This window comes from Variovorax humicola (assembly GCF_037889915.1).
Lineage (GTDB): Bacteria > Pseudomonadota > Gammaproteobacteria > Burkholderiales > Burkholderiaceae_C > Variovorax > Variovorax humicola.
Genome location: NZ_JBBKZV010000005.1, coordinates 39,431 through 65,254 on the forward strand (window position 1 = coordinate 39,431; position 25,824 = coordinate 65,254).

General features: G+C 64.9%; 21 protein-coding genes and 1 pseudogene. 5 read left to right on the forward strand and 17 right to left on the reverse strand.

Annotated features, from left to right (window positions below; all coding sequences use genetic code 11):
• Positions 1-2: 2 nt before the first annotated feature.
• From WKW80_RS10730 to WKW80_RS10740, 3 genes are all read right to left on the reverse strand, one after another.
• The gene (locus WKW80_RS10730; protein ID WP_340363819.1) at positions 3-1,544 is read right to left on the reverse strand and encodes an OPT/YSL family transporter; all 1,542 of its coding nucleotides are present in this window, start codon (positions 1,542-1,544) and stop codon (positions 3-5) included.
• Between the two features lie 91 nt (positions 1,545-1,635).
• Complete coding sequence (locus WKW80_RS10735) at positions 1,636-2,364, reverse strand: IclR family transcriptional regulator (RefSeq protein ID WP_340363559.1); 729 nt, start codon at positions 2,362-2,364, stop codon at positions 1,636-1,638.
• Between the two features lie 635 nt (positions 2,365-2,999).
• A complete protein-coding gene (locus tag WKW80_RS10740; protein WP_340363560.1) occupies positions 3,000-3,497 on the reverse strand; it encodes a winged helix-turn-helix transcriptional regulator in 498 nt (165 codons plus the stop codon).
• A 72-nt stretch (positions 3,498-3,569) separates the two neighbouring features.
• Between WKW80_RS10740 and putA the strand changes: the two genes are divergently transcribed.
• Positions 3,570-7,349 carry a trifunctional transcriptional regulator/proline dehydrogenase/L-glutamate gamma-semialdehyde dehydrogenase gene (putA, locus tag WKW80_RS10745; protein WP_340363561.1) on the forward strand — a complete coding sequence of 1,260 codons (3,780 nt, stop codon included), beginning with the start codon at positions 3,570-3,572 and terminating at the stop codon, positions 7,347-7,349.
• A gap of 708 nt (positions 7,350-8,057) precedes the next feature.
• On the opposite strand, the gene WKW80_RS10750 is transcribed toward putA, so the two are convergent.
• The 13 genes from WKW80_RS10750 to WKW80_RS10810 all read right to left on the reverse strand — a co-directional run bounded on the left by WKW80_RS10750 (position 8,058) and on the right by WKW80_RS10810 (position 22,490).
• Positions 8,058-8,843 carry an alpha/beta hydrolase gene (locus WKW80_RS10750; protein WP_340363562.1) on the reverse strand — a complete coding sequence of 262 codons (786 nt, stop codon included), beginning with the start codon at positions 8,841-8,843 and terminating at the stop codon, positions 8,058-8,060.
• Positions 8,844-8,918: 75 nt separating this feature from the next.
• A complete protein-coding gene (locus WKW80_RS10755; protein WP_340363563.1) occupies positions 8,919-11,330 on the reverse strand; it encodes a spermine/spermidine synthase domain-containing protein in 2,412 nt (803 codons plus the stop codon).
• A gap of 13 nt (positions 11,331-11,343) precedes the next feature.
• Complete coding sequence (locus WKW80_RS10760) at positions 11,344-12,081, reverse strand: protein-L-isoaspartate(D-aspartate) O-methyltransferase (RefSeq protein WP_422822889.1); 738 nt, start codon at positions 12,079-12,081, stop codon at positions 11,344-11,346.
• Between the two features lie 542 nt (positions 12,082-12,623).
• On the reverse strand, positions 12,624-13,559 hold the full coding sequence (locus tag WKW80_RS10765) for a dioxygenase family protein (RefSeq protein ID WP_340363564.1): 936 nt from the start codon (positions 13,557-13,559) through the stop codon (positions 12,624-12,626).
• Between the two features lie 76 nt (positions 13,560-13,635).
• Positions 13,636-13,926, reverse strand: coding sequence for a muconolactone Delta-isomerase (catC, locus tag WKW80_RS10770; RefSeq protein WP_340363565.1), 291 nt, complete (start codon positions 13,924-13,926; stop codon positions 13,636-13,638).
• A gap of 7 nt (positions 13,927-13,933) precedes the next feature.
• Complete coding sequence (locus WKW80_RS10775; RefSeq protein ID WP_340363566.1) at positions 13,934-15,088, reverse strand: muconate/chloromuconate family cycloisomerase; 1,155 nt, start codon at positions 15,086-15,088, stop codon at positions 13,934-13,936.
• A 19-nt stretch (positions 15,089-15,107) separates the two neighbouring features.
• Positions 15,108-16,499, reverse strand: a complete 1,392-nt coding sequence (locus WKW80_RS10780) for an MFS transporter (protein WP_340363567.1) — start codon at positions 16,497-16,499, stop codon at positions 15,108-15,110.
• A gap of 68 nt (positions 16,500-16,567) precedes the next feature.
• Complete coding sequence (gene antB, locus WKW80_RS10785; protein WP_340363568.1) at positions 16,568-17,059, reverse strand: anthranilate 1,2-dioxygenase small subunit; 492 nt, start codon at positions 17,057-17,059, stop codon at positions 16,568-16,570.
• Positions 17,056-18,450, reverse strand: coding sequence for an anthranilate 1,2-dioxygenase large subunit (antA, locus tag WKW80_RS10790; RefSeq protein WP_340363821.1), 1,395 nt, complete (start codon positions 18,448-18,450; stop codon positions 17,056-17,058). The genes antB and antA overlap by 4 nt, the downstream gene beginning before the upstream one ends.
• A 55-nt stretch (positions 18,451-18,505) precedes the next feature.
• A complete protein-coding gene (locus tag WKW80_RS10795; RefSeq protein WP_340363569.1) occupies positions 18,506-18,973 on the reverse strand; it encodes a bacteriohemerythrin in 468 nt (155 codons plus the stop codon).
• Between the two features lie 38 nt (positions 18,974-19,011).
• Positions 19,012-20,034 carry a benzoate 1,2-dioxygenase electron transfer component BenC gene (benC, locus tag WKW80_RS10800; protein WP_340363570.1) on the reverse strand — a complete coding sequence of 341 codons (1,023 nt, stop codon included), beginning with the start codon at positions 20,032-20,034 and terminating at the stop codon, positions 19,012-19,014.
• Positions 20,035-20,419: 385 nt separating this feature from the next.
• Positions 20,420-21,442 carry an AraC family transcriptional regulator gene (locus tag WKW80_RS10805; RefSeq protein ID WP_340363571.1) on the reverse strand — a complete coding sequence of 341 codons (1,023 nt, stop codon included), beginning with the start codon at positions 21,440-21,442 and terminating at the stop codon, positions 20,420-20,422.
• 460 nt (positions 21,443-21,902) lie between these two features.
• Positions 21,903-22,490, reverse strand: a complete 588-nt coding sequence (locus WKW80_RS10810; RefSeq protein WP_340363572.1) for a hypothetical protein — start codon at positions 22,488-22,490, stop codon at positions 21,903-21,905.
• Between the two features lie 1,063 nt (positions 22,491-23,553).
• On the opposite strand from WKW80_RS10810, the gene phaP reads away from it, so the two are divergent.
• Positions 23,554-24,156: a TIGR01841 family phasin gene (phaP, locus tag WKW80_RS10815; protein WP_340363573.1), complete on the forward strand. Its 603-nt coding sequence runs from the start codon at positions 23,554-23,556 to the stop codon at positions 24,154-24,156.
• Positions 24,157-24,396: 240 nt separating this feature from the next.
• Here the strand turns inward: phaP and WKW80_RS10820 are convergent, their stop codons facing one another.
• Positions 24,397-24,747: a hypothetical protein gene (locus WKW80_RS10820; RefSeq protein WP_340363574.1), complete on the reverse strand. Its 351-nt coding sequence runs from the start codon at positions 24,745-24,747 to the stop codon at positions 24,397-24,399.
• Positions 24,748-24,936: 189 nt separating this feature from the next.
• Here WKW80_RS10820 and WKW80_RS10825 point away from each other — a divergent pair.
• The 3 genes and pseudogenes from WKW80_RS10825 to WKW80_RS10835 all read left to right on the forward strand — a co-directional run.
• Positions 24,937-25,041: pseudogene (locus WKW80_RS10825) on the forward strand (hypothetical protein); the annotation flags it as partial.
• A 62-nt stretch (positions 25,042-25,103) separates the two neighbouring features.
• Positions 25,104-25,574 (forward strand): aspartate-alanine antiporter-like transporter, encoded by a 471-nt coding sequence (locus tag WKW80_RS10830; RefSeq protein WP_340363575.1) that lies wholly within the window; start codon positions 25,104-25,106, stop codon positions 25,572-25,574.
• Positions 25,487-25,780: a hypothetical protein gene (locus WKW80_RS10835; protein ID WP_340363822.1), complete on the forward strand. Its 294-nt coding sequence runs from the start codon at positions 25,487-25,489 to the stop codon at positions 25,778-25,780. Before WKW80_RS10830 ends, WKW80_RS10835 begins: the two co-directional genes overlap by 88 nt.
• Positions 25,781-25,824: the final 44 nt, after the last annotated feature.

A 25,824-nucleotide genomic window follows, 5' to 3' on the forward strand; every position in this document is an offset into this window, starting at 1 on the left:
GTTCATTTCCCCAATTTCGATACCGAGCCGAAGAACCCGAACAGCGCGTCGCCGCCGATCACGCCACCAGCAAAGGTGTTCATTTCTGCGTTGAAGCGGTTGCCGTACATGCGCGCCAATCCCCAGCGGATCAGCAGGCCCGCAAGCACGGCCCATCCGGCGAGTGGCGCGGCGATCAGCATGCCGGTGGACAGCAGCACGCCGAGTTGCCGCTTCGCACCGCCGATGGCTTGCAGGATCGCGCCGGGAATCGCCCACAGCGCAAGGTTGCGCGCGATCTCCATGGAAGTACCGGCCTTGATCGACGCTGCATAGACGCGATCGATCGGTGGCACCAGGTTGCGGGCGAACAGCCCGTCGTGAAAGAAGAAGACGACCACCGCGGCGACCACGAAGCCCACCATCGCGGCGAAGAACTGCTGGCGGCGGCCTTCCAGTTCGGCCTGCATGTCACGACCTTCTCCGCGCAACAGGAACCCTGTCTTCAGGTCGTAGCCCATGTCCGCGAAGGCTGGTCCGGTCGCGGCCGAGAAGCCGGCAAGCATTGCCAGCGCGAACGGCGGAAAGCCGATCAGGATGCCGATAGTCAGCGTGATCAGCGCTACCGCGAAGGCCGGAAACCAGCCGGAGTGCATGGCGGCGATGCCGACGATCAGTTCATGCACGTAGGCGGCAACGGCCGCGTACACGATGAAGAGCACCAGGGTGCCGATGGGAAGCTCGGAGACGCGGCCGGTCATCAGCACGATCAGCAGCGCGATGACAAGGTATGCCACGAAGCCAGCGCCAAGGACGCGCGTTGCCTGTCGGGCGGGCACGTCGATGCCGCTGACCGGGCTCGTGGCCGACTGCGAGCGGCGGATTTCGACCACCACCTGCACCAGCGCCACCAGCCCCGCACCGATCATCAGGCCATGCGGAATGTAGGCCTTGGCGATGTCGATGCCGGCCACCGGCACCGAGTAACCCCGCACCAGCAGGCCGACCCCGAACATTGTCAGCGCAGCCAGGTTGCCAAGGAAGGCGACTCCGAATGCCGACATCGGGATACCGGCCCAGGCGCCGGCGACTCCGGCCACCAACCCGACCCCGAGGAAGCCCGCCTTGCGCCCGCCCTGGTCGCCGGCCCAGATCGTCTCGGCCGTGGCAACGCCGGCCGGCCAGGTGCCCGTGGCCGGAAATATCTTGCTGCCGAACAGCCGGTAAAGCATGGTCGCATCGACCACCATCGCGATGGCCACGCCGATCAGCATCGGCATCACCAGTTCCGGCATGCCCATCACGTAGGGAATGCCGATCGGGATCATGATCGAGTTGGCAGCGCCGAAGGTCGCCGAAGAGATGGCCGTCTGCGCGAGGTTCTGGCGGTCGAGCGAGCGAAAGCGCCGAGCGACAGCCATGGGCAGCCGGGCAACGACCATCGCCACCATGGCGCCGATGATCGACGTGTTGGCCGAGATGCCGAGCGACACGATGAGTTGCATGCCGATGATGGCGCCAAACACGGACAGCGCCGTGATGATGATGAGCACCGCCGGCTCCATGGTGCGCGCCGGCGTGGTGTCGCGGGGCGCCGTGTTGGCGGGTGTTGCGATGGATTGCACTGGGTGTTCCTTGGGAATTGACTGATGTTGTTCAGCGGTTCAGGGCGACCGCCGACTCGACGGTGCTGCGCGCTGTCTTGAGAAGGCCCAGCAACCGGGGCATCGCGTCCTCCTCGAAGCGGTGCATCTGTCCGGCGATCGACAGCGAGCCGATCACCGCGTCGTTGCGCGACGAGCGGATCGGGACCGACACGCCGGCAACGGCAGTGGCCGCTTCCTCGCGCGTGGCCGCCCAGCCGTCGGCGCGAATCTGTGCGAGCTGGCGCTCCAGCAGCGCGACGTCTTTCAGAGCAGCGCGGTCGCAAACCTCCCTGCGGAAGGCGTCGCCTTGGAAGGCCAGGATCGCCTTGGCATGCGAACCGGCGATGAGCGCGAAGCGTTGGCCCTGGTCGATCGAGAAGCGCAGCGTTTGCGGGCTCCTCGCCACGTTGATGCACAGGCCGTCGTGGCCGTCGAGCACCGATAAGAAAGCCGTCTCGCCACTCTCCTGCGCCAGGCGCTTGAGCGCGGGCTCGATGACCTCGTCAACGGAAAAGGTCTTCTGGACGATGTGCCCCAGCTCGAAAAGCTTCAGGCCCAGGGCATAGCGCCCCGCAGCGTCCTTCACCAGGAAGCCATTGTCGGCAAAGGTCACCAGCACGCGATGCACCTCTGAATGGTGCAGGTCGGCCTCGGCCGCGAGCTCGCGCACACCCCAGGTAGGACGGTCCACCGTAAAGCGGTTCAGCAGCATCAGGGCTTTGTCGAGAGTTTTAAGCATGTCTCTATAATCGGTACAGTGTCTCTATAAATGAAAGTTTAGACGAGGGGACGGAATTGCCTCATAGGGTTTGCACTTATCCATGGGACTCGGGTACGGGGTGGTGGCTGCTAGCCACTGAAGTACCGACGCACTGGGCTGGGTGGCGACGAAAGCTGGCGCCGTTCGTCGTGACCGTGAGCGTTGCTGGCCGCTATGCGCTGCCCGAGGAGCGGCGAACCGCCAAGGCGTTGTTGCAGCAGATCGCCGCGACTGGCTACGACGGAGTTCTGCGCGTACGCGTGACGTGGCGGTGGAGTCCGCCTACAACTGGTACTGGCTGGTCGATGGGCTTCAGGCAGCGGGCTTCACGGGTCGCGTCCGCGGGATGACAATTCGTCGGTCGTACAGCCACATTCAGCTCCCGCAGGGCCAGATACGCTCAGGATCAGGCTTGGTGCTCCTACACGGTCAGGCGACGTCGGGCGCAGGGTGGCGATGCTCAGGGGCGATGCTTGCAGCGCGTCTCAAACTTCTCGCAAAAGCGCCTTCGGTGGCCGCGACTCGCACGAACCAACATATGTGCCTCAACCTCGAACACTGGTCGAGGGCAGGCGTGAGTTCGTGATCAAGGCCCGGCTTCGCGCGAAGTCCAGCTACGGAAGATGCAGATGCGTCGAGTTCTTCACCTCTTCCATCACCGCATACGTGCGCGTCTCGCGGACGCCGGGCAACTGCCACAGCACGGTGCCCGCAAACTGTCGGTAGTCGTTCATGTCGGCGCTTCGCGTCTTGAGCAGATAGTCGAAGCCGCCAGCGACCATATGGCACTCCATGATCGCCGGTTGCATCTGCACGGCCACCTTGAACTCCTCGAATACATTGGGCGTGGTCCGGTCGAGCAAGATCTCGACGAACACCAGCATGCCCGCGCCGAGCAGGAGCGGATTGAGCCTCGCCTCGTAGCCGAGGATGTAGCCGTCGCGTGTGAGCCGCTGCACGCGCGCCAACACTGCGGTGGGCGACAGGCCGATCGCATCGGCCAGCCTCAGGTTGGTGATCTTGCCGTCTTCTTGCAGCGCCTTGAGGATCTTGACGTCGATACGGTCCAGGTCTGGAAGCCGCTCTACCTGAGATAGTGATTTACTCTGCATGTCTGTGAATATTCGAACAAATATTCTGGAGTTCTAGCCCCATTATCGACGTATTCACCACCAGCTACAGTCATGACACACAATCCCGTCCCAGTTGCGTCGCCCGCTCCTTTCTCGGCCTTCGCGGATGCGCTACAGGCGAAAGGCAGCCTCCGCGCAAAGATTACCGCCGCATATCGCAGCCCGGAACCTGAGGCGCTGCCACCTTTGCTGGAGGCCGCCCGGCTCGCCCCTGCGGCTGCCGGTAAGGCGCACGAGTTGGCGCACCGCATTGCCTCCCAACTGCGCAACCGCAAGAACGCCAGCGGCCGCGCGGGCTTGGTGCAGGGTCTGATGCAGGAATACGCACTCTCCTCGCAGGAAGGCGTCGCGCTGATGTGCCTGGCCGAAGCACTGCTGCGCATTCCCGACTCGGCCACGCGCGATGCCCTGATCCGCGACAAGATCGCCGATGGCCAGTGGCAGGCACATGCTGGACGCAGCCCGTCCGTGTTCGTGAACGCGGCGACCTGGGGGCTGCTGCTCACCGGCAAGCTGGTTGCGACGCACAGCGAGGCCGGGCTCTCGACCACGCTCACGCGCCTGATCGGAAAGGGCGGCGAGCCCCTGATCCGCAAGGGCGTCGACATGGCGATGAGGATGATGGGCGAACAGTTCGTGACCGGCGAGACGATCCGGCAGGCGCTGGCGCATGCGCGCAAGCTCGAGGCGGAAGGTTTCCGTTACTCCTACGACATGCTCGGCGAGGCCGCATTGACGGCCCAGGATGCGCAGAGCTATCGCGCGGCTTACGAACAGGCGATCCACGCCATCGGCAAGGCCTCGGCCGGTCGCGGGGTCTACGAAGGCGCAGGAATCTCCATCAAGCTCTCTGCGCTGCATCCGCGCTACGTACGTGCGCAGTACGGGCGCGTGATGGACGAGCTCTACCCCGTGCTGCGCGAACTCGCACTGCTCGCCAGGCGCTACGACATCGGGCTGAACATCGACGCCGAAGAAGCCGACCGCCTGGAGCTTTCGCTCGACCTGCTGGAGAGGCTTTGCTTCGAACCGGCACTTTCAGGGTGGAACGGCATCGGCTTCGTGATCCAGGCGTACCAGAAGCGCTGCCCCTACGTCATCGACTTCGTCGTCGATCTCGCGCGGCGCAGCGGCCATCGCCTGATGGTTCGCCTGGTGAAGGGCGCCTACTGGGACAGCGAAATCAAGCGAGCGCAGGTCGATGGCCTCGAGGGCTACCCGGTGTATACGCGCAAGGCCTATACCGACGTGTCGTACCTCGCCTGTGCCCGCCAACTGCTGGGGGCACCCGATGCGGTCTATCCGCAGTTCGCGACCCACAACGCGCACACGCTCGCCGCAATATATGAAATGGCAGACCCAGCGACCTATACGCCGGGTCAATACGAATTCCAGTGCCTGCACGGAATGGGGGAGCCCTTGTACGAGCAGGTCGTCGGGAAGTTCGAGGCCGGCAAGCTGGGACGTCCCTGCAGGATCTATGCGCCGGTCGGCACGCACGAAACGCTGCTGGCTTACCTGGTGCGCCGATTGCTGGAGAACGGCGCCAACACCTCGTTCGTCAACAGGATCGCCGATCCGACGATTGCAATTGACTCGCTGGTGGAAGACCCGGTGGCCACGGTCGGGCAGATGGCAGCCAGCGAGGGCACCATTGGCTTGCCGCATCCCTCGATCCCGTTGCCGCACGATGTGTACGGCGAGGCCAGGGAGAATTCGAAGGGCCTCGATCTCTCCAGCGACGACAGCTTGCGCGCGCTCCTGAAATCCCTGCAAGGCAGTGCAGCGGTAGCGTGGACTGCGGGTCCGCTGATTGCCGAGCCGCTGGATGGCTCCGAAGCCCGAACGACCGAGCCAGTACGCAATCCATCGGACCTTCGCGATCTGGTTGGGGAGGTGCAGGAAGCCGCACTGAGCGACGTCGATACAGCGATCGCCAGCGCGCAGCGGGTCGCGCCGGCGTGGGCAGCGACGCCGCCGGCCGAGCGCGCAGCGCAGCTCGATCGGGCCGCCCGACTGCTCGAGGAGGGCATGCCGCGACTGCTGGGCCTGCTGTCGCGCGAAGCCGGCAAGACGTATGCCAATGGCATTGCCGAAGTGCGCGAAGCAGTGGATTTCCTGCGCTTCTATGCAGCCCAGGCACGCAGCGAGTTCGCGATCGACACACATCGGCCGCTGGGCCCGGTGGTCTGCATCAGCCCATGGAATTTCCCGCTCGCGATCTTCGTGGGCCAGGTCGCGGCCGCGCTGGCCGCCGGCAACCCCGTGCTTGCGAAGCCAGCGGAGCAGACGCCCCTCGTGGCCGCGGAGGCCGTGCGCATGCTTTGGCAGGCTGGCGTTCCGCAAGCTGCCGTGCAGCTGTTGCCTGGTCGCGGGGAGACTGTCGGCGCTGCGCTGGTGGGCGACGCACGCGTGCAAGGCGTGATGTTCACTGGCTCGACCGAGGTCGCGCGCATCCTGCAGAAGACCCTGGCCGCACGTCTCGGCGCCGACGGCCGCCCGGTCCCGCTGATTGCCGAAACCGGCGGCCAGAACGCAATGATCGTCGACTCCTCCGCGCTGGTCGAACAGGTTGTCACCGATGTCATCGCGTCGGCGTTCGACAGCGCAGGCCAGCGTTGCTCGGCACTGCGTGTCCTGTGCGTGCAAGACGACGTGGCCGACCGTGTGATCGAGATGCTGAAGGGCGCGATGGCCGAAGGCCGCATCGGGAACCCAGCGAGCCTCGCGGTGGATGTGGGCCCGGTCATCGATGCCGAGGCGCGCGACGGCATTGAGCGCCACGTCGCGGCGATGCAGCAGCGCGGCCACAAGGTGTATAGGCAAGCACGCGAAGTCAACGGCGCCACAAGGAACGGCACCTTCGTCGTGCCGACCTTGATCGAAATTGACAACCTCTCGGAACTCAAGCGCGAAGTGTTCGGGCCCGTGCTGCACATCGTGCGCTATCGCCGCCGCGACCTGGGCACATTGATCGGCCAGATCAACGGCACCGGCTACGGCCTCACGCTGGGCGTTCACACCCGTATCGACGAGACGATCGAGCAGGTAGTCAAGCACGCGCACGCCGGCAACGTCTATGTCAATCGCAACATGGTCGGCGCGGTGGTGGGTGTGCAACCCTTCGGCGGCGAAGGCCTCTCCGGCACCGGGCCGAAGGCTGGGGGGCCGCTCTATATGTACCGGATGCTGTCAAGGCGGCCGGAGGACGTGATGGCGCGTGCACTGGCGGCCGCGGATCCTGGAAAGAATTCAGGGAAAGTCGACACCACCGAACTGCCTACTGCCCTGGCAGCCCTGCAGACGTGGGCTCAGCGCCATGGCAAAGACGCGCTGGCGAATCAATGCAAGCACTTCGCTGGCCTGTCGCGCAGCGGTCACGCACTCGCTCTTGTCGGACCGACCGGCGAGCGCAACGTTTACACGCTGCTGGCACGGGAAGCGGTGCTGTGCCTGGCCGATGACGAGGCCGATCGGCTGGTTCAATTGGCAGCCGTGCTCGCGGTCGGCAGTTCCGCGGTTTGGCCAGCGGATGCGAAAAGCGAGAACCTCCTCGCGTCCTTACCGCTCGAGGTCCGGCAGTCAGTTGCCAGCGCTCAAGACTGGCGCGCAGCAACGGTCAGCTACGATGCCGTCCTCCACCATGGCCATGACCCCTCGCTGCGAAGCGTCAATGAAGCCTTGGCGAGCCGTGAAGGACCGATCGTGGGCATTCGGTCACTCACACCTGGCGACACGGCCATCCCGCTGGAAAGCCTGATCGTCGAGCGCGCGCTGAGCGTGAACACCGCGGCAGCTGGAGGAAATGCGAGTTTGATGACCATCGGATAGTCCTCGTTGCAAAGCGGCCGATCCGGAATCACCAACTCGCCAACTCACTCCCTGGCGGCCACACAAATTCCCCCACTTGTGGCCACCTCGTTTCTGAATGCTCTGAAACATCCCCAAAAGTGGGGATTCCGGACTAGATATCACCGGTGACGATCACTTTGTCCGCAACAACCGTTTCCTAGCTGCCGTGGCGTCTCCGTCTGCCCATTCGTCCTCGCATTCAACTCCTCGCGTCGCCGCTAGAGCTCGGCGACCCGCGGCTGATGCCAATTCCGCATCCAGTGCCGCCGCGGAAGCGACCGTTCGCAGGAAGGACGATTTCGAGTACATGCAAAAGTGTTGCGATCGCGAGATCGAATCCATGCAGCGAACGGGACGGGTCGCTACGCCGTACTACTTCGAGCGCGTGGCGGTCCTGTGCCGAAAACGCAAAAACTACGCCGACGAGGTTCTCGTTTGCGAAAGGTACGTCAACGCTGTGGATGCACACTACCGCGCGCACGGAGGCGCCGGTGTGGACGATGTGCGGCGCGGGGCCCGGTACCTGGCATTGGTTGCGCGCCTTGCGCGAGCGAGGGTCTTGGCGACCGAGCGGACAGGAAATCCTGGGTCCAGCCGGCGGACGACTCTTCACGAAACGTGAAGCCTCCCTCGGTGGGGCTCACTCTCCTGCGGGCCGGCCAATGACTGCGGCCTGACCCCGGTCCATCAGCGCGAAGCGGGCTCGCCGAGCAGGAAGCCCAATGCGCTGCGCCACCAGGCATCGTCGACGTAGCGGATCCAGTCGTTGTGGTCGGCGGCGTGGACCACCTCGAGCCGCTTGGGTCCGGGCAGCGTCTCGTACAACGCCATGCCGAAGCGCGCCGGAACGATGCGGTCTCGCTCTGCGACGGCCACCAGCACGGGGCGGCCGATCTGCGCGAGGTGGGCGACGCTGTCGTAGCGATCGCGCAGCAGCCACCCGACCGGCAGCCACGGATAGTGGTGAGCCGCGACCTGTTCGAGCCTGTCCCAGGGCGTGATGAGCATCAGGGCCGCGACCTGCTCGCGTTGACTCGCGGCCGCCGCGGCGGCCACGCCAGCACCCAGGGATTCGCCGATGAGCAGCAAGGGCGGGCCGTGCAGCCGATGCGCCAGCGCGATGGTCTGCGCAGCGTCATCGACCAGGCTGCGCTCGCCCAGCGCACCGTCGCGCGGACCGTAGGCCGGGAACTCGGCCAGGATGACGCGCAACCCGAGGCGGGTGAGTATCGCGGCGTAGTAGCCGCGATGCCCGGCGTGCCCGGCATTGCCGTGGAACACGATCGCCGTCCCGCGCGCAGGGCCGGCCGGCTCCGCCACCAGGCCGCGGAATTCACCCTCCGCCGGCCAGGCGACGAGGCCGGCGGACGCCATCTCGGCGGCCGGCGCGCGCGCGGGGTGATAGAGAAGGCGGTCCTGGAACATGGCGGGTGCTGCCAGCGCGGCCGCGAAGGCAGTGACGAGCCAAAGCATGATCGCGGCAGGTTTCATCCTCTTCAGACAAGGCGCTTCGACGATCAATCATCCTTCGGCGAAGCCGATGCGCTGTCAAGCCCGCCCAGGGACCGCCGCGGCCGCCACGCCATAGAGCAGCAGCGCCGCGACGACCACGGCGGTGAAGCCGATGTGGATCGCGAGCAGCGTGGCCATCACCGCCGCCGTGACCGAGGCGCAGCCATTGATGCCCCAGGCCCAGGGAACGAGCCGGGCTTCGGCCGCTTCCACCCGGGCCAGGCCGAGCGGAAAGGGCATGCCCATGAAGAAGGCCAGCGGGGCGATGAGGGCCACCGCGATCAGGATCCGCGCCGCATCCGGCAAGCCCATCGCGTGCTCGAAGAGCCAGGGCAGCACGAGCAGGCTGAGCGCCGCCGACACCGCGATGCCGCCCGCCACCGCCACCACCGGGCATCCCTTGAGCCGAGCGGACACGCCGCTGCCGATACCGGCGAAGAGCAGGAACGCGAACAGCACGACGGCGATCGCGTACAGCGGATGGCTCAGGAACAGCACGAACTTCTGGATGAACGCGATCTCGATGAACATGAAGCCGAAGCCGATCGCGAGGAAGTAGACCAGCACGCGCCCGCGCGACACGCCGGACGTTGCGCTCACTCCGCGCAGCGCGCCGGACCGAGCAATCCATGCCAGCGGCAGCCCGATCAGCAGCAGGCTCGCGACCAGCGCCTGGACCAGCGTGGCGACGAGCACCGGATAGCCCCATTCGAGCAGCGGCAGGCCGCCCTGCTCCTTCAGGGCCAGCAGTTCGGGCAGCGAGCGCCACTTGAAGAAGTGGAAGAAGTGCGGCTTGTCGTCGGTGGCCGGCTCGATGTGGAACTTGTAGCGCGCCATGAATTCGCCGCGCCCCGCACCGAGCAGCGCCTGCGCGCCATCGAACAGGTCCGGCCCCTCGACCACGTTGAAGCGATTCGCTTCGCCTTGCCGCATGCCGGGGTAGAAGGCCAGGTCGAAGGAGCGGGCGACGCAGAAGGCCTTGATGGCCGCGATGTCCTCCTGCGTCAACGCGCCGTTCTTGACCAGCAGCGTGCTGGTTTTCCAGCTTCGTATCAATGCCAGCCGGGAAGCGGGGTCGCCGACGCCCGATCGCTCCAGCGCCACCACCGCGGCGGCGAAAAGCTTGAGTGCATCGCGCGCAGGCAGCGTGACCCAGCGCGTGACGGCGAGCAGGCCCTGGGGCTGCAGGTGGCGCAGGTCGTCCTGCAGGGCCTCGACGGTGTAGAGATAGTTCTCGGCCAGCGCGTAGAGACCGGCCGACGACGCACTGAACGAATCGAGCAGCGCGACCTGGATCAGGTCGTAGCGCTCCCGGCTGGCCGCGATGAAGCCGCGCGCCTCGGCCACGTGGACATGCGCCATCGGCCCGTAGACGCCACCGGCCGCGGCCGCGAACGGACCCTTCACCAGCTCGACGAGCTGCGGATTCAGCTCCACCGCATCGATGCGGCGTGCGCCGTGATAGTGCGCCTGCAGCACGTCCTGTCCGGCGCCGGCGCCCAGCACCAGCACGTGCGGCGCGTGAAGCAGGTGATAGGGCAGCGCCGAGCTGATCTGGTCCAGATAGGCGAGGCCGTCGCGCCGACCGTCGAAACGGGTCAGTGCATTGAGCCCCTCGCCGTCGGTGAACACGCCCCATTGCGGCGGCGGTTCGGTCGATGCGGTGAGGCTCAGGCCCGGTGCATGGCGCAGCGGGATGCGCGCGCTCTCGACCACGCTGACGAGGCCCAGGGGGCTCGATCGCTGCGCCACTACCCGGGTGCCCGGAATGCGCAGGGTCTGCGACAGCTCCTTGTAGGGCGACATCGCGGGCGCTATCCATTCCGAGGGCAGCAGCATGGGCACGCCCGCCAGCGCCAGCAGCGCGAGCGCCGGCCAGCGCCGGCGACCGCCGCATTCGATCCAGCCGACCGCCGCCGCGACGCATCCGAGCGCGCCGATCAGTTGCAGCGCGTCGCCCGGCGACAGCACGAACAGCAGCGCCACGATGCCCAGGCTTCCCGCGCCGGCGCCGAGGATGTCGACGCTGTAGATGCGCGACACCTGGCCGCGAAAGCGCGACAGGGCCATGCAGACGCAGGCGCCGGCGCACAGGAAGGGCGGCAGGAGCAGCAGGTAGACCGCCAGCAGCCATGCCGGCTGGCGCGGGTCCCAGAACATCTCCAGCGGATTGAACGGCACCCGCTGCGCCAGCATGAAACAGCCGATCGCACCGAGCCCGAAGCCCGTGGCGGCGGCGCAGAAGAGCGGAGCGAAATGCTTCTGCACCGCGCCTTGCGCGAGGGTCAGCAGCGCGCCGCTGGCACCCCAGCCGAGCAACGCGAGGCTGATGATCATGTAGGCGAAGTGGTGCCACAGGATGACCGAGAACAGCCGCATCAGCAGGATCTCGTAGGCCAGCGCAGCCGCCGACACCAAGGCCACGGCGATCAGTGGCGCGGCGGCCATCGACGCTCCGGGCTCAGCGCTTGCCGGTGAGCGGAACGAAGGCCACCGGCATGATCTGGCGCGTCGACACCGTTCCGTCCGGCTTCTTCTCGATCAGCATCAGTTGCTGCACCATGAACGCCGCGCCCACCGGGATCACCATCCGGCCCCCGGGCTTGAGCTGGCGAATCAGCGGCGGCGGGACGTGGCTGGCCGCGGCGGTCACGAGGATGGCGTCGAAGGGCGCATGTTCCTCCCAGCCGTGGTAGCCGTCGCCCAGCCGCACCTGGACATTGCCATAGCCCAGTTGCCGCAGGCGCCGCATCGCCTGCTGCCCGAGCGGCTCGACGATCTCGATGCTGTAGACCTCGCGGACCAGCTGCGCCATCACCGCCGCCTGGTAGCCCGAGCCCGTTCCCACCTCGAGCACCTTGTGGCCGGGCTCGGCCTTGGCCAGGTCCGTCATGAGGGCCACGATGTAGGGCTGCGAGATGGTCTGCCCATGTCCGATTGGCACCGGCCGGTTCGCATACGCGACGTCGATCTGCTCCGCGGGCACGAACTCGTGCCGCGGCACCGTGTCCATCACCTTCATCACGCGGGAGTCGAAGGCCGGCCGGCCGGTCTCGGCGCGGGTCTGGCGCGCCAGCGCCTCGATCTCCTGCGTCATCCGCCGGCGCTCGGCGGCGAAATCCGCGGCGCCCGCGGCCTGGGCTCCTGCCGCCGCCAGGAGAAGCGCCGCAGCCATGGCACGGACCCTCGGCGTGATCATCGCGCTTGTCCGGTTCGAGGCGCCGGGCCGCACTGCCGGCCGAGGCGCCCGCGGCCCAGTTCACCGCGAAGCAATGGAGCAGGCCATCGCCGCCCGTTCCGCGCCCGCACGAATCGAGGCGAGAACGCAGCACACGCAAGGGCCACGGTTACCGCTCTGCGCAACTTGATTGGCGTTGTCAACGCTTTACCAATGGGGTGGAGCATGCGGAGCCTCTCCTCGAGTTAAGCGACCTGGCATCCACTTCCGGAGGGCAGGCGATTCCATTGTCTTCCCTCCAAGAGGGATGGCGCCAATTCTCGATGAACGCCGCTTCGGGCGCCTCCGAACGTCTGCGTGCGCGGAAGGTCTCGATGATTTGCGTTTTTCACCTCGTGCACACGTCTTGCGCAGGGCGCAAATCTTCCAAGGAGTGAGAGGTTGCTCGCGCCGCTGTCGCATGCCATGTCTGTCGCTTGACAAGCAACAATGTCCACGCGCGAGCCATCTGCGATCGGCGTCGGGGCGCAGCGGGCCTACGCCGCTGCTCCCATCCCGCCAGTTCAGGCCAGGGCGCGAGCGACGCGGGCGTTGGGATTGGCTTCGCCCTCGTCGATTGCCGGCTGCATGACGAAATCGAAAGGAATCCGCGTGAACGGCTCCTTCACGCCGAGCGTTTCGTAGCCGCTGGCGGGCGTGTTCTTCTCGAGCTTCAGGATCAGCCCGTCGCGCGTCGCGAAGGCGAAATCGTCATCGATGAAGCTGTCGCCCGGAACATTGACTTGCGTCGTCAGTGTGCGCAGGCCTGGTGCCACCACGAGGAAGTGAATGTGCGCGGGGCGGTTGCCATGGCGGCCGAGTGCATTGAACAGCTCGGAAGTGGGACTGTTCGGAGGAATCGCATAGCCCGGCGGCAGGAAGCTGCGAAAACGATAGCGGCCGTGGGCATCGGTCTCGATGCGGCGGCGCAATGCGTACTCGGCCTGGTCCGGGTCGAAGTGCGAATAGCGGCCCAGTTCGTTGGCGTGCCACACGTCGATGATTGCGCCGGCCACCGGCTTGCCGTCGATGTCGAGCACGCGGCCCTCCATCACCATCGTCTCGCCGCGCTTGGCATCGCCTTCCTCGTCGACGCGCACTTCGTACTTGCCGAGCGGTGCACCGGCAATGTAGAGCGGGCCTTCGATGGCACGCGGCGTGCCGGCGTTGCGGCCGGCGCGTTCGTCGGCTTCGTCGAGGCGGATGTCGAGCAGGCGATCGAAGCCGAGGCCGGCGGTGATGAGCCCGGCCTGGCCGCTCGAGGCCAGGCGCGAGAGCCAGTCGACACCGGCCCAGAACTCGTCGGGCTGGATGTCGAGGTCATCGATCGCGCGAAACAGGTCGCCGACGATGCGGGCGGTGATGCTCTGCACGCGTGCATTGCCGTTCGGCCGATTCGAGTGCGTGACGCGCTTCAGCAGTTCGGCCTTGCTGAATTCGTTGGTGGAAGCTTCGTTCATGGTCGGTCTCCTGGGGTCGTGGGTTGGGGGTGGGTTGGGGGTGGGTCGAGGTAGCGGGAGGAAGCGGATGAAACAATCAGCGGTCGTCTTCATGGATCGACGAGGCGTGTCGGCACAGGGGCCGAACCTCGATCTCCATGTAGGGGAACAGGGGCAGGGTCATCAGCGTGTCGTGCAGCGCAGCGTTGTCCGCCACATCGAAGACGCTGACGTTGGCATAGCGGCCGGCGATGCGCCACAGGTGGCGCCACACGCCGTCCCGCTGCAGGCCTTGGGCGATTTCCTTCTCGCGCGCCTTGAGCTGGTCGGCTTGCGCCGGCGCCATGTCGTGCGGGAGGCGAACGGTCATCTGGACATGAAAGAGCATGCGGACCTCAGGCGGTGACGGCGACGGTGTGTGACTTGCGGTCGCGCCGGTAGAAGGACAGCTTGTCCACGTCGAGTTGCACGCCAAGCCCCGGCACTTGCGGAAGCTGCAGCTCGAAGTCGCGAAACTCGGGGCGTGCGACCACCACATCGTCCTTGAGCAGCAGCGGTCCGAACAATTCGGTGCCCCAGGCCAGGGTCGGGCAGGCGGCAAACACGTGTGCCGCGGCGATGCTGCCGACGCTGCCTTCGAGCAGCGTGCCCCCGTAGATGCCAATCCCGGCCGCGTCGGCGACGGCAGCGGCCTGCAGGGTGGACCAGAGGCCCCCGGCCTGCGAGATCTTCAGGGCATAGACATCGGCGGCTGCATCGGTGGCCAGATCGAAGGCATCGACGGCGTCGTGCACGGCCTCGTCCGCCATGATGGCCACGTCGAAACGGGCGGCCAGACGCTTCAGGGCACGGCGATTGCGCCGCGCCACGGGTTGCTCGATGAGGCTGACGCCCATGGCTTCCAGCGCCGCAATGCCGCGCACGGCGGTTGGTTCGTCCCAAGCCTGGTTGACGTCGACTGTCAGCATCACCTCATCCCCGAGGCCGCGGCGAATCGCCTGGACATGGGCGATGTCCTGCGCAAGGGGGTGGCTGCCGATCTTGAGCTTGAAGACCTTGTGGCGCCGCGCCTCGATCAACGCCAGCGCCTCGTCGACATCGCGCGTCGCGTCGCCGCTGGCCAGTGTCCACAGCACCGGCAAGGCATCGCGCACTGCGCCGCCGAGCAGCGCATGCACCGGCAAGCGCAGGCGCAGGCCCTGTGCATCGAGCAGCGCCGTCTCGATCGCCGACTTGGCGAACGAGTTGCCCTGCACCGATGCGGCCACGCGCTTCATGGCGAGGTTGACACGGGTTGCGTCCTGGCCGGTCAGCAACGGCGCGATGTGGCAGTCGATCGCGCTCTTGATGCCTTCGGGGCTTTGGTCCCCGTACGCCAGGCCGCCGATGGTGGTGGCCTCGCCGACGCCGACGATGCCATCGCTGCACACCAGGCGCACGATGACAAGCGTCTGCTGCATCATCGTCGTCATGGCGAGCTTGTGGGCGCGGATGGTTGGAAGGTCGACCAGAACCGCTTCGATGGATTGGATGGTGGGGTTCGCATTCATGTTTTTTCTCCTGGCCGGCCTACTGGCTCGATGCCGACGGCTGTGGCTGCGGCTGCGGCTGCGGCAGCGCACTGCCTTCCGGGGGGCGCAGCTCCCCGTGGTGCGTCGAGGCCGAACGCGAGTGGTTTGTCAGCAGGATCGCAATGCCCCCAAGCACAGCCGGGATCGCGATGGCCATGAAGTTCTGCTCGAGCGGCATCGCGATGCTCACCAAGGAGCCGATCGCGATCGGTGCCAGGATGGCGCCGGCGCGGCCGACACCCAGCATCCAGCCGATGCCGGTCGAGCGCACAGCCATCGGATAGAACTGGCCGACATAGGCACAGGTCACGATCTGGGTTCCGATCGTGCACGCGCCCGCCAGGGCCACGAACAGGTACAGCAACTCCTGCGGCATGCTGTGGCCCAGCATCGTGATCGATACCGCGGCCAGACCGAACATGCAGACCAGCACGTACTTGATGCGAAACCTGTCGGCAAGCCAGCCACCCACGACGGCCCCCGCGATGGCACCGGCGTTGAGCACCAGCACGAAAGTCAGGGCCGAGCCCAGGCTGTAGCCTGCGCTGATCATCAGCTTGGTGAGCCATGAGCTCAGGGCATAGACGATGAAAAGGCACATGAAGCAGGCGATCCAGAACAGGACCGTGCTGAATCCCCGGCCTTCCTGGAACAGATGCCGGATGGGGGCGTTGTCGGCCTTGTCCTCGGCGGGCACCACGAAGCGATCGCCAGGCTGCGGGACGTAGGATGGCTCGAGGCGCGAGGCGATCTGCTTCAGTTCATCGGTGCGGCCCTGTTTCAGCAGGAATGGCATCGACTCCGGCAGCGACTTGAGGACGAACGGAATCAGGAGCAACGGTGCCGCGGCCGCCAGGAACACGGACTGCCAGCCGTAGCTCTCGATCAGGCCCTTGCCCAGCAGCGCGGCCAGGATGCTGCCCACCGAGTAGCCGCTGAACATCAAGGTCACCATGAAGCTGCGGATCCTGCGCGGCGCGAACTCGGTCATGTGGGCGATCACGTTGGGCATGACGCCGCCGATGCCGATCCCCGCCAGAAAGCGCATGACGCTGAACGTGATCGGATCTTTCGCCAGCCCGGCCGCCGCGGTGAACACGCTGAACAGGGCGATGCAGATCGCGATGGCCCTTCGTCGGCCGATCCTGTCGGCCAGTGTGCCGAGCGTGATGGCACCGAACATCATGCCGAACAGCGCCGCGCTGACCATGAAGCCGGCACGCGTCGGGTCGACGCGCATCTCGTTCATGATCGAAGGCAGGGCGATGCCCACCACCGCCAGGTCGTAGCCGTCGAACACGATGATCAGCGCGCACCAGAGCAGCACCAATCCGTGAAAGCTGTTGAAGCGTGCCTCATCCGAGAGTTTGTGCACGTCGATTTGCCGCATGAATGTCTCCTTTGTTGTTTCGATTTATTGGCGCAAAGCCGCGCCGTCGACCGCGTGGTCCGCGGCGCTCATACGTGGTAGAAGTCCAGCACCGAGTCGATCGTGTCGTTGTGGAGCACCACGTGCTTCCTCAGGATCACCCAGCTGAACCCGGTCGGCTTCAGCCGATAGCTGGCGTCGCCATGAAAGGTTGACGCCTGGCCGAAGCGATAGACGTGCGTGACCCACTTGACCCTGGCTTCCAACTGCGAGTCGGAGACTTCATGGATCTGCACGTTGCTGATCAGGTGCAGCGTGCGCGGCAGCGGCATCGAGGCCGAGGACTTGCCCGTGCCAAGGCGGAAGACCCGGTCTTCCAGGCCCGACCGGTTCGCGTAGTACATCAGCGACATGCCGCGCTTCGGGTCGGTGGTGTAGACGTGTTCCGAATCCCACTGCGGGATGTGGAATTCCGAGTTCTCGTCGAAGAGTTCCAGGTAGTCCACCCATTCACGACGGTCGCACAGGTCCGCCTTGCGGTAGAGGAATTGCTCCACGCTTTGTTGCAGGTCGGTTCTCATTTCGTTGCTCCTTCCGCGTGGCGCACCTTCGCCCCCAGGCCCTTCAGCAGGGCGTCGCGCCAGGCGGTGTGCTGGTTGACGTACAAGCCCTCGTGCGTCAGTTCGGCCCCCGTGAGGATGGGCGCGATGCCGAGGGTCTCGGCATTGGGCGTGCTGCCCGTGATCCACTTGTCGCAGCCGCGGGAGATGTCGTTCCACCGCTCCATGCGGCCCTGGAAGCCGCGCTGCGCCTCGCGGAACTCCGTCAGGTCGTCCGGCGTGCCCATGCCGGAGACATTGAAGAAATCCTCGAACTGCCGGATCCGGTTCTCGCGGTCCGCATCGGACTCGCCCTTGACGCCGATGCACTGGCTGAGGATCTCGGTCTTGTTCCAGGCCACTGGCCGGATGATGCGTAGCTGCGAGCTGATCTGGTCCATGAAGAACAGGCTCGGATAGACGTTCAGGTTGCGCAGCCGCTTCATCATCCAGTCGGCCTTTTTTTGGCCATACTCCTCGACCAGCCGGGGCATGATCGTCGCGTAGCCGGACCGCACCTCCGGGTTCGGCATTTCGCTGAATAGCACGCTGTGGCCGTTGGGAAACGAGAACCAGCCATCGTCGGTGGCGGTGTCCCCGGCCCCCAGTTTGCGGTAGTCGAGCGTGTTGGGGACCTCCGCGCCGCTCTTGGCGTTGATCTCCATGCGGTGCGTCACGGTGGCCACGTAGTTGTAGTGCACCGTGCTCACGTGATAGCCGTCCAGGCCGTTCTCGTTCTGCAGCTTCCAGTTGCCCGCGAAGGTGTAGTGGCCCTTGCCCGGCAGCACCTCGAGTTCGCCTGTCGGCGACTGCGCGACCATCAGGTCCAGGAACACCTTGGCGTCGCCGAGGTAATCCTCGAGCGACATGGTGCCTTCTGTGTCCAGGTTCACGAAGACGAAGCCCTTGTAGCTCGCGATGCGGGCCTTCTTGAGGTTGCGCGACGAAAGATCGAAGCCCTCGGGGTACTCCGACGGTGCCTTGACTTTCAGGAGCTTCCCGTCCGATCGGAACGTCCAGGCGTGAAAGGAGCACACGAAGGTGGATTGGTGGCCGCGACTGACCCGGGTCAGCGTGGCGCCCCGGTGCGCGCACGCGTTGACCAGTGCATTGAGCTGGCCGTTGGCGTCGCGGGTGATGATCAACGGCTGGCGTCCGGCCTGCATGGTGACGAAGTTGTTCGGCTTGCTGATCTCGCTTTCGTGACATGCATAGATCCAGTTCTTCTCGAAGATCATTTCCATCTCGAGATCGAACAGTTCCTGCTCCGTGAACATGTCACGGGCCACGCGATAGATGTTGTCCTCCGGACGAAAGTCCAGGCAACCGGCGACGAACTCTCGCCAGTCATTCGCTGATCTTGCAATTGCAATCGGCATGTTGTCTCCGTTTGGAAGTAGTAGTGGTGCTGTCGGGGAAATCGTGTCGTTACGCTGAAGCCGTCGCCTCGGCTGCCGCATGCCGGCGCATCGAGCGGCGCAAGACGACGGGCGCGCCATTGGCCACCTTCTTGCTGACCCACGTGGCAAGCGCCGAGTCCATGTAGTCGGTGTGGCCCGGGAACCAGTCGGCCAGGGCCCTCGTGAGTTCGCGCCCAGTCTCTGCGTCGCCATTGGCCACCAGCGCCCGGACTTCCCGCACCGATGCGAGCACCCGGTCATGCTCCTCGATGTGGCAATCCCGCGCCGGAAAGCCATACTGGTCCATCAGCCGGCGCTCGGACTCGAAGTGCTCTTCGAGATGAATCGCGAACGAGTCAATGGCGGACGCGAAGGACGTTTCGTCGGCGCACAGCATGGCCTCGACAAGATCGACGAACTCCTTGTGCGTGTCGTCCATGGCCTGGTGTCCGACCAGGTAGCGGTCGTCCCATGAAAAGTCGTTGACGGCATTCATTTCTGCCCCTGCTTGAAGTTGAAGATCGCGGGCGCGCGCTAGCTGATGCTGGCGGCGAACTTTTCGAAGTGGAACGAGGCCGACTTCACATCGACGTCGCGCAGATACTGGGCGACGGCCTCGACCATGGGCGGTGGTCCGCAGAGATAGATATCGACGTCACCGTCGTTGAGGTGCGCGGGTTCGATGTGATGCGTGACGTAGCCCTTTTTTGGCAACTCGCTGTTCGCGTCGACCACGCAGGCCGCGAAGCTGAAATTCGGAATGAGCTTTGTGAAGGCGCCGAGCTTTTCGGTCTCGACGATGTCCCGGTCGGTATTCACACCGTAGAGAAGATGGATCGGATGCGCGCTGCCGCCGGTCGTCGCGATCTTCTCGAGCATGGCAAGAAACGGCGCGAGTCCGGTGCCGCCGGCCAGCATCAGCACGGGACGTTGAACCGGCCGCAGATAGAAGCTGCCGAAAGGGCCGGTCAAGGACATCGAAGCGCCGGGCTGTGCACGCTGGCCGAGGAAGCCACTCATCAGGCCGCCGGGGACGTTGCGAATCAGGAACGAGACCGTGTCGCTGCCAGCCTCCGACGAACTGAACGAATAGGCCCGATGGTGTCCGCCTTCGCCCGGCACCTGCAGGTTGGCGTACTGTCCGGGCAGGAAGCCGAGGTTGCGCAGGCTGTCGCCCCGCAGGACCAACGAGTAGGTGCTCTCCGAGAGGTGCCGAACGTCGACGATCTCGGTGGCGTAGCTCTCCTGCTTCGTGTTGCATGCCGTCGAAGCGGTGGGAACCAGCACGACGCAGTCTGACTTGGGACGCATCTGGCACGCCAGCGCGTAGCCGGTATCGGCCTCCACCTTGCTGAGGGCGTCCTCGATGTAGTCCCCCAGTGAATAGTCGCCGGATTCCACGCGGCACTTGCAGGTGGAGCAAGCGCCTTCCCGGCAGTCCATTGGAATATTGATGCCTTGGCGGTACGCTGCATCGACGACGGACTCCGTGTCGCCGCACTGGATGAAACGCGTCGCGCCATCTTCGAAATTGAGGGCAATCCTGTAGCTCATCAATCTGTCTCCGTTGGATGCACCGTTGGTTTTCAGGCTGCGGGTGATCCACTTCAGACCTGATACATCGCGACCACGGTGCGGTGTTGATATGGGTTTGAAGTCTAGGGATGGGGGGTGATTCGCTCTATCCGATATCGGCCGAGATGCAGCGTCCTGCGATCCAGATCTTGCGAATTCGGTCGCTGTGCTGCATGAAGCTCTGCAAGGCCGGAGCCGGGGCATCCCGCTTCGATCGCGCGCATTTGCAAGCGGATGCACGGCAGGCCGGACGCAGAGTCCGAATTCAGGGGGGGCACGGTGAGTCCCGCGACGTGCCTGCGCGGCTGACTACCCTCACTCGACACGGCGGCAAGCTTGCATTTGCCCCGCCGCTCGATGCGAGCTTCTATTGCGTGGACTTGACCTGCGTCTGCCGTGGCAGTTCGCCAAAGCGTTCGAAGTAGTAACCCGAGAACCGGCCCAGGTGGCCGAAGCCGAAGCTCAACGCGGTCTCGGTGATGCTCTGGTCCGGGAGCGCCCGAAGCCGAGCGCGCGCGGCGTCGAGCCGCATGTTGCGCAGCAACACCATTGGAGTGACGCCGTGATGCCGGTGGCAAAGTTCATTGATGGTACGAATGCTCACGTGCGCCGCGATGGCCAGATCCTCCAGCGACAAGGGAGCGCCGAGGCGGGCGTCCATGTACTCGAGGATCATGTTCATCCGCTTGGAATCCCCAGCCCCAACGAGCGACTCCTTCGCATCGCCAAGAGCTTGAAGCGCAGGAATGCCAGGTCCCCGCTGGATGCTGCAGGCCGGGTCTTGGTGCGACAACAGGAACAGCGCCACGTTGCGCTCGAAATGGTCGATCCACTTGCCGTGCAGGGCGGATTCGGCTGGCATCGCGAGCGCGTTCAGCAGCGAGTGTGCGATCAGGTCCCACTGCGAGCTGTGTCCGCGAGCCACCAGGAACCCCGGTGGCAGCAGCGTGTCGTCCTTGGCATCGGAGTCGGTGAGCTCGCGCAGAAGCGCGTGCGGGACCTTGGTGATCAGTTGCTGCGTCCCCGGATACCAGCGAAGCCGCACATGCGACCTCGGTGAGAGTACCGCAGTCCTGCCTTGTGCGATCACGATCTTTTGGCCGTCGCATTCGACTTCGGCACCGCCCACCAAGGAGGTGTGCACCAGGGTGAAGCCATCGAACGGCCGAGGCGTCACTTCGACTTCCGCGCCGTAGCGCAGAAGATAGATGCTCAGGCGCGACAGGCTGCCCTTGAACAGCGCGGCATCAGGTATTCCGCTCTTCCAACGCAGGACGTGATCCGCCAGTTCGCGACTGACAAGGTCATGGGCGTCGGCGCGTCCGTCCGACGTGAACAGACAGTTGCGATACAGCGGGGAGAGCACTTCGGCTTTGGTGGCCATGGACATCGCTCAGACTCCTCTTGGATCGTGATGCCCATGACGGCGGGCCTCAAACTCACTCTGCATGACTGCCTGCGGTTTCCACGACGATGGAACGTCGCTGAAAGAGTCGTGACAGCTCTTTTCTTCTGGCGGATGAAGTGTATGTATAAATAGTTTAAAGGTCAAGTATTTAGGGCGAAAGAAGTTGCGACGCGATCAAGAGGGCATCGCATCGCCCATCACCTCATCCCGCCGCAAGAGTGGCGGGGTCTGCGCTTTCAGAAATTCGACGAGCAAGCGCACCGCCGGTAGGTCAGAGCGCACCTCCTGAACGAGGAGCTGCACGCACCTTTCCGCGTTGGCATCCGCGCCTCGACGCTGATGCTCCGAAATCGTCGCGCAATCGAGACTAGCGCTCGCTCTGGACTCCAGCGCTTGAAGCCGAACATGCGTGCGCGGGGGTCTGCTTTCAGATACCCGCTTGTCAGTCCGGCATGGCTTCGAGCGACAGCAGCTGGCGGATTTGCCCGTCCCCGATAAACGCTCCTCCCTCCAACATGCGAAAAGCGGCCGGGGGTTGAAGCTTTTGCAACGCCAACGCCGGCGCCAGAAACTCAATCTGCAGAGAATGCGTCTTGCCGCGGCGCACGGATTCGCCGGGCCGGACAAACCAGCGCGCCGAGAACCCGTCATTGCCCACCACGAGTGCGCAACGGTGCTCGCCGACGGCGAGCGGTGCGTCTTCGCTGGGCAACTTCGCCGCACGCAATGTGATTTCAACCAATGCGTGCGGCTTGAAAGTGTCTGGCGCACCAAAAGTCTCGCTCCCCGGCGCGGGCGAACGCCGCATCCGCGCGACCAGCCAAGCGATGATGTTGCCGACGATCGGCAGCCACAGCAGCATCAGCAGCGTTCCGATGTCGCGCAGCATCGAGCCCTGCGCCGAGAACTGGCGCATCAGCGCGCCCCCTGCGGCCGTCCACAGCAATACGATCACGATCAGCTTGCGCCGGGTTTGTATGGTTGCCATGCATTTGATCGTATCGGGTTCGGTAACGACTTTTGTCTGCAAGTTGCGGATGACGCGGAAGGATGTACCTGAAAGGGCGCCTATATGCCTCGACGCTCAACGGCGAGATCGCACTGCGCTCGCCAATGCCGTTGGCCGCGGCCACCTCCTCGGACTTCTTCTTGCGGGGTTCATGCAGAGGCGTCCCTGCTGATCGGTGATTGGGGAATCCAACGCGCTCTGCCGTTCAGGAACTTTGCTGAAAATAGCGCCTAATGGCTCTTTGCATGGAAGTTGGGCTCATGACTCAGATGATCCTCGACGGAAAATTGCCAATGCATTTATCCAGGTGCGAGGTTCAAGACCGGCGAGATGCGGGCCACCTCAAGGTCACCTTCGGGCCTCTCAAGCAGAACCAGCGGACTTACGCCACCGTCACGGAGGTCACAACATTAGGTCGAGCGGAAATGCGGTACTTGGGGTCCGGGTTCGACACGCGCCGCTAGAGCCGCACCAATGCTTCCGCGCAGAGGCCTCGTCGTTGCCGTCCAGCAACTCGGACTGAGCGAATTCTCTTGGGCACTCGTGAGGCAACAAGACAGTCGCGGCCTTGCGGAGCGTATCGCTGCGTCATCGGATCTCTATGCGACCTATGAACAGGCGCTTGATGCAGGCTTCGCGGCGCTGGATGCGCTGCTCCTGAGAGGATCTCTTGGTTAGCGATCGATCAGGTCTGCCCAGTCGACCTGACCGATCATGCGCAGCGAGGTGATGATGTTGCCGACCGTGAATTGGCTGCGGCCTGAGCACTATGCGCGTCGGCGATCAGGCTCGGTCCACTTCACGAGGGCCGGCCATCCTGGCCGTGCTCGACCGGAAGGCGCTGCCACAGTTGGGTGAGGTAGCTTTCCTGCATACCGTGGCTTTGCAGCACACGGTAGTGCACGTCCGGGTCCTGCGCAGAGAGAGAGCGATTCGGCCGCATCCCACGCCGCGTGTGCGGCTCAGCACGTTGGAGTGCAACGCTGACTCAAATCGTCGGAATTCAAGTCTTGCCCAAGCGTGTGCATCATTGTGTTGCAGCGCAGCAATTATCGCTTGCATTGGGGGAAACCCGGAATAGACTTTGTCATGTTGCAGTGCAGCAACCTCGATCCCTCCCAACCTGATTAGAAAGCCCCTCATGATTAATTTCGACCAATTCGCCGCCCCCACCCAGGCCTCTGTCGACACGCTGTTCGGCCTGAGCGCGCAAGCTTTCGAAAGCGTGGAAAAGCTGACGGCGCTGAACCTGCAGACGATCAAGACCTTGCTGGCCGAATCCCAGGAGACCAGCCAGGCCGCGCTGCTCGCGAAGAGTCCGGCCGATCTGCTGAAGCTCCAGGCCGAAGCGCTGCAGGCCGCGCCCGAAAAGGCTGCCGCCTATGGCCGCCAGGTGCAGGCGATCTTCGCGTCCTTCGCGGCAGCCCAACGCGCTACCCTCGATGCGCAATTCGCAGATGTGCAGGCCAAGTTCCTGGATGCCGTCAGCGGTGTCATGAAGGATGCGCCCGGCACCGAGCAAATTCTGGCGCTGGCGAAGTCGGCTTCCGAGGCCGCGAAAAACGCCTACGAGGGCACGAACAAGGCAGCCAAGCAGGTTGCCGACGCCCTGACCGCCAACGCCGAACAGGTCACCGATGCCGTGGTGAAGAACTCGAAAGCCGCAGTCGCGACGACAGAGGCCTGACACCTCGAGTGCCGGATGCCGGGCGTGGCATGGAAAATCGCCAGGCTACTGAACACCAGCGTGACGACCGTCAGCGGCCGCAACGTATCGCTGTCGAGGTGGAGTGCAAAACGTCCGACCGCGGGAGTGGCGACACAGAAGGCGAGATTGCAGTCCTCGCGCGGCGGATCGCTCAGCGCCGGCCATGCGCAGCGGCCCCGCCGATCCCACAGCGACGCGGTTCAGCGAGTTCATTGCGTGTCAGTGTTCCGGTCTTGTCGACGCACAGGACATCCATCCCGGCTGCTTCATGGAGCGTTGAAAGGCGCATTGGCAAGACGCCGCCTCGCGCACGGCCCGCGCGCCAACCGTCGCTGCCAATGTGAACATCGACGGAAGTGCCAGCGGAATCGACGCCGGGATGGCAACCAGCGCCAACGGCGCGATCCGCACAAACGGCATCGCCAAATGCTCCGCAAAGCTGATCAGTAGGATGATCACCGCGCCGTTGAACAAGGCGAGATTGCCCACAACGCGAACGACGGCCTTCTGCTCGGTGCCTCGAATGGCAGGGACCCGCGAGACGTTGCGAATGACGGCATGGTGCGCCACCGCACAGATGACCGTGCCTGAACAGCGCACAGTCGATCGACTCAGATCGCAGAACGAACGCTCTCATGGCATTGCACCAGACCATCGAAACGCACGATCAGGTCATCGAGGACGTCTACTCCTCCGGCTCTTCCGAGCGGCGCTTGGGCGACCTTCGCGCTGAACTTCAGCCGGCCGGGCGGCGAGATCATTGCGCAGTACTACAACTTCCTGCGCCTGGGCCGCGACGGCTACCAGCGCATCCAGCAGGCCTGCTGCGATACCGCGCAATGGCTGGCGCAGGAGATCGACAAGATGGGCGCCTTCGAGCTGGTCTACGACGGCAAGGGCGGATTGCCTGCGGTCTGCTATTCGTCGTGGTCGGCACACGCTGGCTCGAATTGCCGGTGGGCGCGGCGGGCGGCATTCTCGCCGGCTCGCAAACGATGTCGGCGGCGGTCGGCTCGGCGGAACAGGCGATCACCTCCGGCGTGGTGCATGCAGCGGCCGGCTCCACGAGGGAGGCGGTGACCGCGATGATTGCGCTCTCCTACGGCATCACCTACATCTGGGGCACGGTCGGGATCATCCTGATCTCCAAGTACCTTCCGCGCTGGTGGCGCGTGGACGCGCGTGAAGCCGTGCATGCGTACGAGCTGGCGCACGGTGTGCCGAACCTGGACGACGCCGGTTTGAGCGGCTACGGCCTTTCGACCTGCGCGCTTACCGGCTCGACAACCCGGAGTTCATCGGCAAGACCATCGCGCAGTTTCGCGAACGCTTCGCCCAGTACCAGGTCGAGAACGTCGAGCGCGGCAAGCTGCTGCTGGGCGCGGACCCGACGCTGATGCTGCAACGTGGCGACGTGATCGCATTGGGCGGCAGTCTGGCGGCGCTGACCTCCCACATGGGCGTGCTCGGACCGGAAATGCCGGACGCGCGCGCCTTGGACATCCCGCTCGACCAGGCCGAGATCGTGGTGACGCATCGCGATGCCATCGGACGGGCGCTCAAGGATTTCAGCGGGTCGACCATCGCAGGCAAGTTCAACTGACCGGCATCGACCGGGGGTGGCGCACCGCTGCTGGTCGGTCTCGA

Coding starts and splice junctions, on each gene's coding strand:
- WKW80_RS10755 (WP_340363563.1), bottom strand. CDS start 11,330: ATGGCCGCCGCGCCACTGATCGCCGTGGCCTTGGTGTCGGCGGCTGCG.
- WKW80_RS10750 (WP_340363562.1), bottom strand. CDS start 8,843: ATGCTTTGGCTCGTCACTGCCTTCGCGGCCGCGCTGGCAGCACCCGCC.
- WKW80_RS10740 (WP_340363560.1), bottom strand. CDS start 3,497: ATGCAGAGTAAATCACTATCTCAGGTAGAGCGGCTTCCAGACCTGGAC.
- catC (WP_340363565.1), bottom strand. CDS start 13,926: ATGCTCTTTCATGTCCAGATGACCGTTCGCCTCCCGCACGACATGGCG.
- WKW80_RS10765 (WP_340363564.1), bottom strand. CDS start 13,559: ATGAACGAAGCTTCCACCAACGAATTCAGCAAGGCCGAACTGCTGAAG.
- WKW80_RS10760 (WP_422822889.1), bottom strand. CDS start 12,081: ATGATCACGCCGAGGGTCCGTGCCATGGCTGCGGCGCTTCTCCTGGCG.
- WKW80_RS10775 (WP_340363566.1), bottom strand. CDS start 15,088: ATGAATGCGAACCCCACCATCCAATCCATCGAAGCGGTTCTGGTCGAC.
- WKW80_RS10735 (WP_340363559.1), bottom strand. CDS start 2,364: ATGCTTAAAACTCTCGACAAAGCCCTGATGCTGCTGAACCGCTTTACG.
- WKW80_RS10795 (WP_340363569.1), bottom strand. CDS start 18,973: ATGAATGCCGTCAACGACTTTTCATGGGACGACCGCTACCTGGTCGGA.
- putA (WP_340363561.1), top strand. CDS start 3,570: ATGACACACAATCCCGTCCCAGTTGCGTCGCCCGCTCCTTTCTCGGCC.
- WKW80_RS10780 (WP_340363567.1), bottom strand. CDS start 16,499: ATGCGGCAAATCGACGTGCACAAACTCTCGGATGAGGCACGCTTCAAC.
- WKW80_RS10805 (WP_340363571.1), bottom strand. CDS start 21,442: ATGTCCATGGCCACCAAAGCCGAAGTGCTCTCCCCGCTGTATCGCAAC.
- WKW80_RS10730 (WP_340363819.1), bottom strand. CDS start 1,544: ATGGAGCCGGCGGTGCTCATCATCATCACGGCGCTGTCCGTGTTTGGC.
- antB (WP_340363568.1), bottom strand. CDS start 17,059: ATGAGAACCGACCTGCAACAAAGCGTGGAGCAATTCCTCTACCGCAAG.